Origin of the sequence: Psychromonas sp. (assembly GCF_047632955.1) — a bacterium.
Lineage (GTDB): Bacteria > Pseudomonadota > Gammaproteobacteria > Enterobacterales > Psychromonadaceae > Psychromonas.
On record NZ_JBLIED010000003.1, the window covers coordinates 1 to 15,336 of the forward strand.

Genomic DNA, 15,336 nt, shown 5'->3' on the forward strand with positions numbered 1-15,336 from the left:
AGATTGGTATCAACGAACTGACCCTCAACCTCATTGACTTTTGGCGTTAATGCCTGGCGAAGTGCGGCCGAATCTTGCTTGTTGTTAACGTCGGAAAAAATTGCCCAAAGGTTATTATAAAACCCTGGTAACTTCTTGTATTCCGTATCCATGCTGTTATACAAACCTTTGATATCGTCAACGTCAAAGCCGCCTTGGGTACGTTCAGCCAAATCTTGATACTTCTCAATAGTAGTATCCAGTTCTTTTAAGATGCCACGATAGTCAATTAAATAACCAAACTGCTTTTTACTGTGTAGTCGGTTAACGCGAGCAATAGCTTGAATAAGGTTGTGCTCTCTAAGCGGCTTGTCTATGTAAAGTACGGTGTTTTTAGGCTCGTCAAAGCCTGTCAGAAGCTTATCAACCACTATCATGATGTCGGGCCCATCATCACGGCTAAAGTCTTCTATAATAGCTTTGGTGTAGGCTTTTTCATCACCTCCATAGGTTTGCGCCACATTCTTTTTCCACCAGTTTTGCACAATATCTTTACTTTCCTGGTCAACGACATCATGGCCTTCACGGGTATCCGGTGCTGACATAGCCACAACCGAGGTGACTTTAGCAATCTTATCTAAGGCATTTTTATAACGAATGGCAGACGCTTTAGAGTCACAAGCTAATTGGCCTTTTAAGCCTTGCTGTTTGAAGTTTTGAAAGTGATCCGAAATATCATAGGCGATCAACTCAATACGACCTTCAGTTTGATATATCTGGCCTTTCTGTGAGAATTTTCTTTTTAAGTCAGTTTTTTGCTCAGGAGTGAGCTTTGCTGTCATGCGCTCAAACCATGCATCGATGGCTTTATCGTTGACGTTAAGCTCTGGAATACGCTCTTCATATAAGAGTGGTGTTACGGTTTTATCTTCCACGGCTTGCTGCATAGTATACGAGTGAATGATTTTACCGAACTTGTTCTCAGTCTTGTCATCTTTTAACAGTGGTGTACCCGTAAAAGCGATAAACGCCGCTTTGGGCAATGTTTGCAGCATTCGAATGTTGTTTTCACCGTTTTGGCTACGATGACCTTCATCCACCAATACAATAATATTCGGGCTGTCGTTAAAGCATGCTTTTTGTTTAATAGCAGAGCCAAACTTGTTGATGATTGAAAAGATAACCCGTTCATTACCCTTACCAATTTGCTCCGCAAGGCGTTTACCTGAAGTTGCCATCGCATCTTTTTTATCACGATCTGTTAATACGCCACTGGATGCAAAGGTACGGCTTAATTGATCTTCCAAATCCACACGGTCTGTTACCATGATCACTCGGCATTGGGCAAGTTCTTCCAGCCATATCAGCGCTTTTGATAAAAACACCATAGTAAATGACTTACCGCTACCCGTTGTATGCCAAATAACACCACCTTCACGTGCGCCCATTGCATCAAATGAATTGATGCGCTTAAGCAATGCCTTAATGCCAAAAAATTGCTGGTATCGTGCAACAATTCTGCCTGCTTTATCATCAAACAAAGTAAATAAGCGCGTCATTTCCAGCAAACGATCCGGGCGTAATAAGCTGACAATCAGTCGGTCTTGATCGGTGACGGTTAAATCACCCGCAGCAAGCAACGAGAGGTATTCATCTCTGGCAGAATTAGGACGGTGGTTGAAGATGGCCGCTAACTGTTCAACACTCAGATTTTTATTTTTTAAGCGAACAAACTCCGCTTCTATAATTTGTTCTTCCTTCCACTTAGCCCAAAATTTTTCAGGCGTACCGCAAGTCCCATACAAACCTTGGTGGCCGTTTACACTAAGCAATAACTGGCTATAGGCAAAGAGGTGAGGGATCTCTGCTTGCCCTTGATTTCGAATCTGCTGGGATACCGCTTCAGAGCAAGTTGATTTACCCTCTTTGTTTGAGTCCGGGCGTTTAGCTTCAATAACAACCAACGGCAACCCATTTACAAAACAGACAATATCAGGAATGCGATTACCCGTCCCTTCGCTATTTTGTACCATGAGTTCTTCAGTAAAGTGGAACTGGTTGTTATCGATATTATGCCAGTCAATTATCTGAATGGTCGGTGAGGTTTTTTTACCATCAATAAATTCAGTGACACCCACACCATAGGTCATCGCATTGTAAATCTTTGCATTCGCCGTCTTTAACCCTAAGTTCATGGCAGGGTTAAGCTCATGCATAATTTTATCAATGGCGGCTTCGGATAAAGGATGCTGCTTACCTGCAAAACCAAAGGTTTGTTTGGCTAAAAAGGCGCGCATCACGGGTAATAGCAAGACCTTACCCGTGGATTTTTTGTCAGATAACGAGTTGCTTGAAAAGCTGCTGCCGCGTAACGCTTCACATTTTTCAGGCGGAATAAACTGATACCCCAAATTGGTTAACAGGGTTAATGCAGGGATTTTGGCACTGGATTCTTCTTTGAAGTTGGCTATTTGCTGAGTCACACTGACTCCTTAAGCATAAGGGTAGAATTTATGCACTCTTGTTCCTCTTCATGGATAATAAACAGTGTAGAAACCATTTCACCGACAATAGCTGTTGAAGATAAATCAGTAACAGGCCACCTCAAATAACGGGTCTTATTATCATCCCAATGATTAACAATGCTCATTTTGAGTTTGCTGGCTATCTGCTGGTAAAGTTGATCTGAGTGATTTTTGGGTACATGAACCTGGATAAAGAGAAACTTTCCATCGTTAAGCTGATTATTGCCTAGCTTGTCGTTACCTACACCATCACTTGAGCCGAACAAAACAAGTTCAACTTGATTCCCATTGATAATGTACTTAAAAGAGGGGATGCCGAACCAAGAGTGCTTTTGACAGATTAGCGAGCAATCCAGTGTTTCAGACGTTTCAGAGATGACCTGCTCTTTAATATTTATCAGGCTATTACCCAGCAACTGCCAAGCTTTGCCGATATCAGGCAAATTTTCTAAAGCAAATTGTGTATGCAACTCATCTTGTTTTTGTCCACTCATAAGGTTCTCCAAATGCAGTAAAAAGTCTTTAAGGATCAGTAACCATTTGTTAAATGGTTTATCAAAGAAGTGTTGGTGTAGATTGGTTTTAATTTTTTGAATTAAATCAAAGTAGGAAACACCAACCCAGCGGGGGTTCAGCTTGGGATTATCCACCTTACCTTGTGGCGAAAGCACAGCAAATAGGGGTTTCTTGTCGTTATGTTCATCACTTTCAACCAGCTTATCTGCATAATTTTCGTAGTCCTTAAATGGATTTACTTGGTCATGCCAGATTTTATTTTCAATAACCAGTATCCATTGATCGGAACTGAGCAGCAGGTCTATTCGCTTGCCTGTTTCGGTGACTACCTCTCTCTCTGGCGTTGCGTAAACCGGCGTGTCAGCTATATCTAAGCCATTATCTTTAAGCAGGGAAATAAAGCTATTAATCACTAAATCGCCCATCCCGTGCTCTGCCGACGCATCACAGAAAAAGGCCAGCACTTCGGTTGTTGGGTTTTCAAAGTGTCCGCGAACTCCAATATCAAACACGGTTTTTTCACGCTCAATGATCGGCAGTTGTCTCACTTTATCTACTAGATCTTGTGATTTTTTGATATCCATATCGTTAATAAGAAACCGCTATGCAGCTTCTACCTCCTTAATTTTTACTCGTCGTTTACCCGTCAATAACTGCTGCATTAAGGCTTTTTTCTCTTGTTTTAAATCGCTAAGTTGTTGTTCTAAAAGTTCAATTTCTTTATCAGAAGCCGTGAGCACGGAGGCGATTTTTTGTTGTTCTTTAATATCAGAAGGATATTTAAAATCATTTTTTTTTAGTTCCCTCATGTGACGGCTGTAACCTAAATTCGGAATATTCGTGTTGGTCAGCAAAAAATATCCAAATTTTTGAAATAATTTATTCGTTGTTTTGAGTACTTGCGTTCCATCAGCACCGATAACAAAGGCAAAATCAATCCATTTAATAATTCTCGTATGATCACCAAAAATAATTGCAGGTATGTTCGTGTAAATAAAAGTATGGTCTGAATACCCTGCAATTTTGGATTTTCCTTGGTCAATAACAGGTGTTTTGCCAGTTTCACAATATTCAGAAGATTTAATTTGTGTTTTCTTGTCATTTTCTATTTTGAATAAATCTGTAAAGCTACCAAATAACCAACCACTTTGAAATTCAGAAAAGCGTTTTTTCCCTGTCAGCAATTGTTGCATCAGGGCTTTTTTCTGCTGTTGACTGTTGTAGATTCGACGCTCGGTGGAGCTAATCGCTTTATCCCATGTAGATAGGATTTCAGCGATTTTTCTTTGTTCGGGGAGGGGTGGAAGAAAAAATGGTATTTCACCGACCTGTTTAGCTGACAAATTAGCTTGCTTTGTTCCGCCAGGGAAAGCATAGAGACGGTTTAAAACATATTCGCTTTTTAGTAAATATAAGAGGAATGAAATTAAGGTGTTTTCTTTAGCTGCAAATTTCATTACTCGTTGATTTAGTAGAGAGTCGGGTGTCCCCTTTGGTATTTTGACCGTAAACCCATAGTCTCGTTTCCCCATAGTGCCAGTCATAGACATCACTAAATCTCCGGAACGGAGAACAAAACGAGAGTACTCCTTAGCAAAACTATTAGGCAAATAAACTGGATTACGATCTAGCTGCAGTTGATTTTGGTAGAGATTTCCCATCCGTATTAACGGCATTCCATCTGTTACAAAATCGCAACTTTTAAAAGCATAACCCATTGCAGTATCAGATATTTCGGATACGTTACTTAGCTCCCATCCACTAGGCACCATAACCTAACTCCTTTAAGTAGCCTTCCATTTCTGCTTCGAGCGTATTAAGTTCATTTTTAAGCGCAACACGCTCAGTACGCACCGCCATTAAATCAATCTCTGCTTCTTCTTCAAAGGTATCCACATAGCGTGGAATATTAAGGTTAAAGTCGTTTTCTTTAATCTCATCAAAGCTGGCAAGGTAGGAATATTTATCTGTCGTTTCACGATCTTTGTAGGTGTTGATAACCTTTTGAATATTTTCCGATGTTAATTCGTTCTGGTTTTTGCCTTTGTTATATTCACGGCTGGCATCGATAAACAATACCTTGTTATCGGTTTTATGCTTTTTAAAGATTAGAATCGCAGCAGGAATGCCGGTGCCGAAGAACAGTTTTTCAGGTAAACCAATCACAGTATCGAGCAGGTTTTCTTCAATCAGTTGCTGACGGATTTTACCTTCAGATGATGCTCGGAATAACACCCCGTGCGGCACCACAACACCCATACGGCCTGTTTCAGGTTTGAGGGTTTCAATCATATGGCTGATAAAAGCATAGTCACCTTTGGTTTTGGGTGGAATGCCACGGCGAAAGCGGCCATAGGGGTCGTTGCCGGCATCAGCATGGCCCCATTTATCCAATGAAAACGGGGGATTGGCTGTTACGATATCAAAATGTAATAAGCCAGTACCTTCTTTGTCTAACAACATAGGGTGACGAATGGTATCGCCCCATTCAATGCGGTGGTTGTCTTCACCGTGCAGGAACATGTTCATTTTTGCCAGTGCCCAAGTGGAGCCAATGGATTCTTGGCCAAACAAAGCGTACTTTTTAGAGCCATTGAAGTTGTTGCGCACCATGCGCCCACATTTCATTAATAGCGATCCTGAACCACAGGCGGGATCGCATATTTGGTCGCCTTCTTGGGGCTCTAAGATGGTGGCCAGTAAGTCGGAGACCTCGGGTGGCGTATAAAATTCGCCCGCTGTTTTGCCGCTGCCTGCGGCAAAATTTTTGATCAGGTATTCGTAGGCGTTGCCAATAATATCTAAGGTTCCTACACGGCTTGTACTTAGGTTAAGGATCTCTTTACCAAAGTCTTCTAATAAGTGGCGCAGTAGCTCGTTCTTTTGCTTTTCTTGGCCGAGTTTGTCAGTGTTAAAACTAATATCCTGGAACACATTTTGCAGTTTAGTGCCGTTGGCTTCTTCAAGGGCATGCAGTGCCTGGTCAATACGCTGGCCGTTACCGGCTTGATGGCGTTGTTCATATAAATGCCAAAAGCTGGCACCGTCGGGCAGCACAAAGCGCTGCTTTGCCATCATGGCGTTAATGAGTGCCGGGTTATCACCGTATTGTTCGACTAACTTGGCGTGATCGTCTCTATATACATCGGAGATGTATTTTAAGAACAGCATGGTCAGTACGAAATCTTTGTAGGTGTCCGCGCTTATTACTCCTCTAAAAGTGTCACAGGCGGCCCACACTGCCTTATTGATATCATCCTGATTTATTTGGCTATTCGGCATTGTTTTTATTCCTTAATAATAAATTCTTTGGTCGTTAAATTATTGGCTAAGCAGATCGATAGCGATGGCATCAAGCTGCTGTTGCCTGTTATCAATAAGCTGTTGTAATACTTTTTGCTCTTTCACTGCACAGCGATGCAGCGCGACTAACTGGCGTTGCTTTTCCATTGTCGGCAGCACAAAGGGGGTGTTTTCTAATACTTGTCTGCGTATGCTGACGTACAGGGAGCCTTCCGCTGTTGCCTGGAAATAGCGCTGGGCAGGGAGTTGGTTTAATTGCCAGCAAATAAAGGCTGGCAATACCTTGTTTCTCATTTTCGGCTTTAAACGCACCAAAAAAAAATGCGGAGAGCAAACGGTTGTGGTTGGTAAGTTTTCAACCAAGGCGGAAAAGTTCTTGGCACCTTTGGTGACAAATAACACGTCACCGTCCTGCAACCAATCAGGCTGTTTTTTACCCGGCAAGTTGGTTGTGATCATTTCATCCTGAACTATTTCACCTGTTAAATCGGCATCTCGAACCTGTACTACATGAATTTCACCATCTTTCACTGGCGCAATAGTGCCACGAAACGGATGCCCTGGGCGAATGTCTGCAATATCGCAAAGCATTGTATTCATTGAGTTAATTTAGCCTTTTTTATGTGTGCGTTAGTACTGCCAGTTGCCTCTTATTCAAGCGCTAATGACATTTCATTAATTTATGAAATAGTATCTTGGCGCAGATATAAATACTAGTCAACTATAAAATGCAGTAATTAAATATTGCAAAAAATATTGACAGGAACATACTGATTATTTTACTCTGGCAATCTAAAATCACGAATGAAGTGGCTATGTTCCTTTGGCCTCTCATTTGTAATTTATAAAGGGCAACGGGACACCGGGTGAGTTAGATTTTTTGCTTATTGATTGATGTCTGTTGCTCTGCGTAATGATTGAATATCCGGATGCTTTTTACTGCAGTCTCCCTTCCGTAGAATCTTGACGAGAACAGGGGGGGTAATTAATATGGCAATTATCTATGTGGACTTTCCATACTTTGTTATACAATTAACATAGTGCAATTAATTATCATTTACTACAGTGCAAATAAGAGGATTTTTTTGTAAAGGATATTACTCTTTTTGTGTGGTTATTTTGGTTGATTTAATCGAAATAGATAATGTTTTACAAAATCAGTCAAAATTGTAAGCAATATTTTTTTTTGAAACTCTCTGCGATGCAATGTATATAAGCTTTAGGGGAAATAATTTGGATATTTTAAAGTTTTTTGTTGAAGATAAGGGTAAGACCATAAATATTTGTCGTCTGGCGCCGGATAAAAAAGTGAGCAGGTAATATAACCAGTATTTTTTGCGTAATATTATTTTTTTATGCTGGATTTCAGTCACATCATATCTGGGAAAGTAAAAGGCCATTGTCACGACCATCAACAAACCCAAGCAGCCAATTAATCCGTACATCCAGACATAATCCAGTTTCAGCCAGGTCATTACAAGCCAGATACTCGCATAACCTGAAAGTGCCGCAGCGGAGCGCCAGGCCAGCGCTTTACCTAAAAATCCCGCGGTATCTTTTTTATCAATCCATTGCAGGGTAAGGGATTGGTTAACGGTTTCAAAATAATGGAAGCCAATGGACATTAATACGGTGGTTAAGTATAGCCCCAGGACGGCGGGGAAGAATCCGGTAATCGCGACACCGATGCACATCACTGCGAGCGCCAGAATGACAAACAGTTGTTCGCGAATAAACACTAAAATAAAAATAGCAGTGAAGGCTAAAAAGCCGGGGATTTCGCGCAAACTTTGTAATATGCCAATTTCTGCACCGCTAAATTGTGCCTGTTCGATAACAAAATTATTCAATAACACCTGCCACACGGAAAACACCAGAGACATGATAAAAGTCATCCATAACAGCAGCGTTTGCGGGTTTTTATTCATCATTCTGTCCATGTGTCGATGTGCAATAGAAAGTTCAGTTTACAATAATTGTTTATGACTTGGTTAGTAATAAATACAGGTGTTTCTTACCTTTAAGGATTATTCAGTTATGATTGGGCTTATTTATCTATGTTATTTATCTATGCGCACCGGTATTAAGCGCGCATTATTTGTCATTAAGGAGTTTCCGTTATGAGCAGCAATAAAAGCCTTTTCTATTATGTGCACGATCCGATGTGCAGTTGGTGTTGGGCACATTTGCCTGAATGGCAAAAATTAGAGGCGCATCTTTCTGAGTTACTGCCCGTTGAATATGTATTAGGGGGCCTTGCACCGGACAGTGATGTGCCTATGCCCATGGATCAGCAACAGGCCATTAGCGGTTATTGGCAGAAAATCAGTAATCTCCTCGGCACAGAGTTTAATTTTGATTTCTGGTCAGAAAACACCCCGAGACGCTCAACCTACCCGGCCTGTCGTGCAGTGCTGGCAGCAAGCTGGCAAAATGCCATGCATGAAATGAATATTGCCCTGCAGAAAGCCTACTATTTACGCGCGATGAACCCTTCTGATATTAAAACTCATGTTATTTTGGCGGAAGAACTTGGTTTGAATGTTGAGCAGTTCAGCACTGATTTAAGCTCGGAAAAATTGAACAATGAATTTAATCAGCAGTTATCATTAGCGCGAAGTCTGCCTATTCAGGGTTTCCCTTCAATGGTGTTGTCGCATCGCGGCCAATTGCATCCCATTGCGTTGGATTATAAGGATCACCGTGGCGCACTGGCACAAGTAAAAGAAATTCTGGCAAGCTGAAGATTGAACATAAAATTCATGTTCAATCGCAGTCGAAAATTATGATCAGTTGCTGATGTTAGAGTAGTCCGCTATCAGACCAGACGTCCGTAAAAGGTCCGTCTGGCATCTTCGGATAATGATATGTCAGGCTTTAAATTATAAGTAAAACAGCCGCATGTGGTTTTAGTTTCGCTTTACGAATGACGCTGTGGATCTTATCCCGGCGCCATGGTTAATTTTTCAGGGCAGGGCCCGTCTAATAGATAATGTATAAAAAACCTTTACACTAATTCGTCGTGATGACCTTTTAATTGTCGATATAATAAATCTTTTAATTTGGCTCTTTCCAACTTCAGCTGAGTCATGTGATGATCATCAGTTGGAGTGCCTATTATTTCCAGCTGACGAACTTTATAATCCAATTCGTGATACTGCTGTGATTTTTCTTTAAACAAAGGATCGTGGTGGGTTAACTGAACAATGTCTTTTTTGAACTCGGGAAAGTCGATAATCAGTGCATGGTTTTCATTGAGCATATTGATTCCTCGTGACAAATAATAGTAACTTCAATATAGCACTCCCCATCTCAGAATCTCCCGGTTTGCGTTGTTTTATAGATCTATGTAACAAAATAATTATGCCCGAAAAAACTACTCAAGAGATTGTTATTTTTTTGCACTAATTGTTTCCTTAAATTCTTGATGTTTATGTATTAAACCAAAATCTGCAAGCACCGCATAAGCACTTGGAATGATAAACAGTACCAGCAGCGTAGAGGCAAAAATACCAAACACAATGGAGATCACAATAGGTTTAACAACCTGAGCCTGTAAACTGGTTTCAAGCAGCAGGGGTAATAAACCGGCAGCGGTTGTCAGCGAGGTTAAAAATACCGCCCGGAATCGATCGCGACTGGCTTTCACAACGGATTCATAAATATTCTCACCAATATCAATATGGTGGCGAATATACTGCACCAATAAAATGGAATCGTTCACCACAATCCCGGCGAGTGACACAAAACCTAAAATAGAAGGCATAGAGAGATTATTCCCGGTTAACCAATGACCCCAAAAAACACCAATTAAGGCCAATGGAATCGCCAGCATAACCACCAAGGGCTCCAGGTAGCTTCTAAACTGAAAGCTTAAAATTGCAAACAACCCAAATAGCCCAATAGAAAAACCTTTTATAAAAGAACTGGCGGTTTTAGCCGACTCTTTGCTGGCACCTTCCAGATCCACACTTAATCCCGGGTATTTCAGGAGCAGCTTCGGAATAAAAAGGGTCTGCACTTTATTCATTATTTCTGTGCCGTTAGCTTTACTATTGTCAACATCGGCCATTACGGTGATGGTGCGCTGGCTGTTAATGCGCTGAATTCTCACAAAGGAGCGTTCATAGTCAAAGGTTGCCACGGCGTTAAGCGGTACCTGATTACCGTCTGCGAGTATAATGGGGAAATTACCCAGCGCTTGTATGCTTGCCGCCTGATCTTTATTTAAGCGCACTTGAATTTTAATGTTTTCCGGTCCGGCCTGAATTTCATCGGCGGTTTGCCCAAAATATGCACCGCGCAGCTGATTGGCAACCATTTGACCGTCTACACCGTAACTTTCTGCGCCATCTTTCAGTTTAATTAAGATTTCTTCCTTACCCGGACGCATGTCATCGAGAATACCGTTAACTCCGGTAAATTCATGTAAATAGCTCTGCAGTTCTACTGATGCTGTTTTAAGCGTATTTAAATCATCATGTTGCAGCCGTACTTCAACATCTCGACCGGCAGGGCCCATGGACGGCTGTTTAAATACAGTGACGATCGGATCCGCCATTTCTCCGCTTTTTAACCGCCAGTCTCCAATAAACTCTTCAATCAATGAATGGCGAGTTTCCGCCGACAGCAAGTCCAAACGTACGGTTGCCACGTGCGGCCCTTTTTCACCGGCATCGGCATTAAAATTATATTGCGCGGTGATATCCCGAACCAGTTGCGAGGGTTCATTTTTTTCCTGGGTATAACGCTCACCAACTAATTTTGCCGCACTGATAATATGTTCAACGGTTTTCTGAGTCTGCTCCAGGGTTGAGCCGGGCGGTAAAATAATACGCGCTACGGCGATATCGCCATCTAACTTTGGAAAGGGCGAAAACTTCACTATTCCGCCGGCAAGTAACGCGATTGATATCAGTAAAACACCAAACGTTAAGCCTAAGCTTGCGTAACGCCACTTAACCACAAAAGTCACCATCTTCACCAGAGAGTGAGTGCGAAAGTGCTCGAACTTTTCTAAAAAGATACGTTTAAATTTAAGCGGCGGTTGATCATTTTTACTGGCATTGAGGGAATGACTCAAGTGGTTGGGCAGGATCAAAAAGGCTTCAACCAAACTGATTGTCAATATGATGATCAAAACCAGCGGCACTGCCGAGAGTACTTGTCCCATTTGACCGTCTAACCACAGCAGGCTGCCGAAAATGAAAATAGTGGTTAAGAAGGATGAAATAACACCTGGCGCCACTTTCTTGACCCCTTTGATCACAGCCTGATCCACCGAAAGACCTCTTTCAACATGGGCCGCCACCGATTCAGCGATAACAATGGCATCATCCATCATAATGCCGACTGCCATCAATAAACCGACCAGGGTCATGACGTTAATCGAGATGCTAAACATACTCATCACAAACAGGCCGCCCAGAAAAGCCACGGGCAGTCCGGCTGAGACCCAAAAAGAATAACGCAAGGAGAAAAATAACCACATCGAAAAGAACACCAGGATGATCCCCTGCAGGCCGTTTTTTAACAGCATGCTGAGACGATCCTGCAGTAAAGAGGACAAATCGTTGGTCAGCGTCAGCGTGACGCCTTCGGGGGCTAACAGTTGCTGATGCTCAACAAAAGTCTGTACTCTTGCTTTAATACGCAGCGCATCACCGGCTTTATTTTTTTGAATCTTGAGCATCGCCGAGGGTTTGCCGTTAAAAAGGGTATAAGCCTCTTCAAGTTCAAAAACATCGGTTATGGAGGCAACATCTCGAAGGCGAACCACTGCGCCATCGATGGTCGATGAAATGATGATTTTACCCAGTTCTGCCGGGGTTAATTTACGCTCGTCAAAACGAATCAATAAATTTTTATCGGGCAGTTCAATCGTTCCGGCCGGCATCTTGATGTTTTGCCGACCAACTTTATCGGCTATGTTTGCGACCGTCAGTCCTAAACGGCGCATATCTGTTTCATTCAATTCAATACGTAACTGGTGATCAGAAAAACCGCTAATAGTCACCAGCTCTACGTCGGCATCTATTTTTAAACGGCGTTTTAAGTGCTCGGCGTAGGCTTTTAAATCAGGCATGCTGGTGTCGGCGGAAATGGCAATATCAATGACTGGTTCTGCCCAGTCTAATTCTTTAACAGTAGGGGATTCAATCTGGCTGGGGAAATCTTGAATGGCATTAATTTCGGTTTGAATATCCACCAAGCTGCGGCCAATATCCACGTCTCCGCCAAGTTTAACCTTGAGCGATGCGCTGCCTTCCTGAGCATCACATGTTGTTTCTTCAATATTACTTAAACCGTCAATGGCATCTTCCAGTCGCAGGCAGATACTTTGTTCAACTTCAGCGGGAGAGGCGCCCGGATAAATCACCGTGGCAATAATATAAGGAGGCGTAAATTCAGGAAAGGTTTCCCGTTTCAGGGAATTAAGACCGCTTAAACCTAATACAAAAAAACTTAACATGATCAGATTTGCAAGGGTTGGATGACGAGTGAAATACTGGATCACTGAACATTCTCCTCGGATACTGCTGAATCCATCTCTGCTGTTTTTAGACTCATTCCGGAAATAGCCGGAATCAGGTCATTTAAAATTAATCTTTCATGCGCATTTATTTCACCGGAAACGGCAACACCTTGATCGTTTCTAAACAGAATGGTGACCGGTTTTATTCGCAGCTTGTTAGCTTTGTCCATCACATAAATTCGGCTGCCATGCAGTGCTTTCTCGGGCACTAAAAACTGTGGTGATGCAAATCCCTGCACTTTAGCGGTGACAAACATGCCCTTAGTGAGCAGCTGCTTATCGCTCATATTCTGAGTCACTTCTAAATAGAAACCGACAGTCGCCTGATCCGGATTTATTTTTTCAGCAATACGGGTCAATTTTGCAGGCCAGCTGTGTGTTTTATTGCCAATTAACAGCTCGACACTGGCCTTAAGATTGAGTCTTTCAACGGAGCCTGACTGATCATCAAAAGTTGATGAAATACTCGCCCGCAGCGTGTTTGCATCCTGCAGTGACAGTGCCGCTTCAACTTCCATAATATCCGGCTGGTAGGCTTCAAACAACACCGCGCCGCTGCTCACCGCTTGTGCCTGCTCGATATTAACATCGGCAATTCGAGCATCAAAAGGCAATATAAAACGGGTGTTTTCCAACTGTCTTTGGGTCTCTGCCAATAAAGCTTGATTGACGCTGATTTGTGCTTGAATAACTTTTTTATCATCGGGTAATAATTCAAGTCGGCTGGTTAATTCGCGCACCAGATAACGCTGCGCCAGTAATGTCTTTTTTTCTTTTTCCAGATTCGAACTGGAAATCAGATTTCGTTCTTTCAGTGATGATTGTCGTTTGTATTCCTGAACCGATAAACTCAGTTTTTGTTGTTCAATACTGAGACTGGCATTGATGTTCTGCTGCTCCTGGTCAATTCGTCCTAATTGCACTTGCGATGAATTTAAATTGGCCTGCGCCTGCGCTATTTTCAATTCATATTGAAGAGGATCAATGGCCAATACCAGCGTGCCTTTGGGCACAAAACGACCGCTTTCAAGCGCCGGATGACGATAAATAATTTTACCGCTCACTTCGGCAATGCCCTGCCAGCTATTCTTGGGGGATACTCGGCCAAAGCCTTTAACCTCAGGCGCGCTGTTTTGTTTACTTAATACCAGGACCTCAACTAAACGCGCTTTATCAACATTTTCTTGTGATTTTGGAGAGGGTTTTAGCGTGATTGCCGCAAACAAAACCACCACACCTAAAATGATGCCCGGGAATACAAAGCGTTTTTTATTACTGGTCATTTAAATCGTCCTTGTTGGTGGTTTTGCTGGTAAAAATACCCTGATGTAAAAGTTGGTTATTCTGCTCTGCAAGATGCTCCATAAACTCAGGGGCGATAGTAATATCCATCGCAGTTTTAAATAAATTTGGCATTAAAAAAGGAAATATCATCATACTGAAAAAAGATAGATACGCACATTTAGGATCAACATTGTCGTCTAAAATACCGTTATTCTGTAAACGCGAAAACAGGTTTAAATTTTTCGGCTGTAAAATATTCTTAAGGATATTCTTTAACTCTTGATTGACGTCTGTAGGCTGCATTGAAGCAATTCGGTAGATTAATTTGGGGAAATCCGGATTATGGCTCATTATCCGGTAGTAGGACTGCATGATAATATATGGGGTTTCATCGCTGAGCTGATCAGCAACGACACTAAACTGCGCCATCAGAGGATCAGATATTTCCTTAAGCATCGCATTAAACAAACCTAACTTCGATTTGAAATAATAACGGATCAGGCCGGGATCTAAATTTGCCTGTGCGGCAATCGCACGAATCGATACTTTGTCATAGTCATTAACAACAAAGAGTGTGCGTGCCGCTGTGATCAATTTGGCGCGATTGTCCGTCTTAGTGGCAGGTCTACCGACGTGATTTTTTATCATCCAATATTACCTTGCTGAATTAATTCTTCAATTGAAGAATATAATAAACCAATCAGCAAGCAAAAGTGTAAATATAATATTCCTCATTTATTCTGCATTTGCAGAATTTAATGATTATTTAACTTAAAAGATGTTATCTGTAGCCAGGCTTTGAATTTGTATCTTGAAGTAGTTTTTTATCAACTCAGTCAGAAAAACCGTCATAGATAAAAAGATGTTTGGTTTGATTAAAAGTCTCCTCGGTGCATTGCGCAAAAGCAATCGCCAGAGCATAATTTTCAATACGGTACTTGCTTATTTTAGCTATCTCATACTCATTCATAATGATGTTCATTGCTGCCTGCGTCCACTCTGGCTCGCTAGGTCCAATAACAACTTCCGGCGGATCGTAGAATGTAATCATCCAGTCCTGCAGTTGCTGCGATGATATTTTTTTTTCACCCCAATTGTTTAGAAGGGTAATCAGCTGTGTTTTTGTAATTTCTGGATTGTTCATAAAACCTGTTCATTGTCTAAAGAGAGAAGAATACTAAGAATAACTTAATT

General features: G+C 41.8%; 11 protein-coding genes and 1 pseudogene. 1 reads left to right on the forward strand and 11 read right to left on the reverse strand.

Annotated elements, in window-relative coordinates; all coding sequences use genetic code 11:
* The 6 genes and pseudogenes from ACJAZP_RS03220 to ACJAZP_RS03245 all read right to left on the reverse strand — a co-directional run.
* Positions 1-2,462, reverse strand: a 2,462-nt coding sequence (locus ACJAZP_RS03220) for a type I restriction endonuclease subunit R (RefSeq protein ID WP_415229297.1), incomplete at its 3' end; no start/stop codon positions are given.
* Positions 2,459-3,604: a PD-(D/E)XK nuclease family protein gene (locus tag ACJAZP_RS03225; RefSeq protein WP_415229298.1), complete on the reverse strand. Its 1,146-nt coding sequence runs from the start codon at positions 3,602-3,604 to the stop codon at positions 2,459-2,461. The genes ACJAZP_RS03220 and ACJAZP_RS03225, both read right to left, overlap by 4 nt.
* An 18-nt stretch (positions 3,605-3,622) precedes the next feature.
* Positions 3,623-4,792, reverse strand: a complete 1,170-nt coding sequence (locus ACJAZP_RS03230) for a restriction endonuclease subunit S (protein WP_415229299.1) — start codon at positions 4,790-4,792, stop codon at positions 3,623-3,625.
* Positions 4,782-6,302 carry a type I restriction-modification system subunit M gene (locus tag ACJAZP_RS03235; RefSeq protein WP_415229300.1) on the reverse strand — a complete coding sequence of 507 codons (1,521 nt, stop codon included), beginning with the start codon at positions 6,300-6,302 and terminating at the stop codon, positions 4,782-4,784. The genes ACJAZP_RS03230 and ACJAZP_RS03235 overlap by 11 nt, the downstream gene beginning before the upstream one ends.
* Before the next feature lie 39 nt (positions 6,303-6,341).
* Positions 6,342-6,923, reverse strand: a complete 582-nt coding sequence (locus ACJAZP_RS03240; protein ID WP_415229301.1) for a restriction endonuclease subunit S — start codon at positions 6,921-6,923, stop codon at positions 6,342-6,344.
* Between the two features lie 671 nt (positions 6,924-7,594).
* Positions 7,595-8,251, reverse strand: a pseudogene (locus ACJAZP_RS03245) (MFS transporter); the annotation flags it as partial.
* A 192-nt stretch (positions 8,252-8,443) separates the two neighbouring features.
* Between ACJAZP_RS03245 and ACJAZP_RS03250 the strand changes: the two are divergent.
* Positions 8,444-9,067, forward strand: a complete 624-nt coding sequence (locus ACJAZP_RS03250) for a DsbA family protein (RefSeq protein WP_415229302.1) — start codon at positions 8,444-8,446, stop codon at positions 9,065-9,067.
* A gap of 263 nt (positions 9,068-9,330) precedes the next feature.
* Here ACJAZP_RS03250 and ACJAZP_RS03255 read toward each other — a convergent pair whose 3' ends face one another.
* The 5 genes from ACJAZP_RS03255 to ACJAZP_RS03275 form a co-directional block, all read right to left on the reverse strand.
* Positions 9,331-9,585 (reverse strand): YdcH family protein, encoded by a 255-nt coding sequence (locus ACJAZP_RS03255; RefSeq protein ID WP_415229303.1) that lies wholly within the window; start codon positions 9,583-9,585, stop codon positions 9,331-9,333.
* 129 nt (positions 9,586-9,714) lie between these two features.
* On the reverse strand, positions 9,715-12,840 hold the full coding sequence (locus ACJAZP_RS03260; protein ID WP_415229304.1) for an efflux RND transporter permease subunit: 3,126 nt from the start codon (positions 12,838-12,840) through the stop codon (positions 9,715-9,717).
* Positions 12,837-14,141 carry an efflux RND transporter periplasmic adaptor subunit gene (locus ACJAZP_RS03265; protein WP_415229305.1) on the reverse strand — a complete coding sequence of 435 codons (1,305 nt, stop codon included), beginning with the start codon at positions 14,139-14,141 and terminating at the stop codon, positions 12,837-12,839. Before ACJAZP_RS03265 ends, ACJAZP_RS03260 begins: the two co-directional genes overlap by 4 nt.
* Positions 14,131-14,790 carry a TetR/AcrR family transcriptional regulator gene (locus tag ACJAZP_RS03270; protein ID WP_415229306.1) on the reverse strand — a complete coding sequence of 220 codons (660 nt, stop codon included), beginning with the start codon at positions 14,788-14,790 and terminating at the stop codon, positions 14,131-14,133. Before ACJAZP_RS03270 ends, ACJAZP_RS03265 begins: the two co-directional genes overlap by 11 nt.
* Positions 14,791-14,974: 184 nt before the next feature.
* Positions 14,975-15,286, reverse strand: coding sequence for a hypothetical protein (locus ACJAZP_RS03275; RefSeq protein WP_415229307.1), 312 nt, complete (start codon positions 15,284-15,286; stop codon positions 14,975-14,977).
* Positions 15,287-15,336 lie beyond the last annotated feature (50 nt).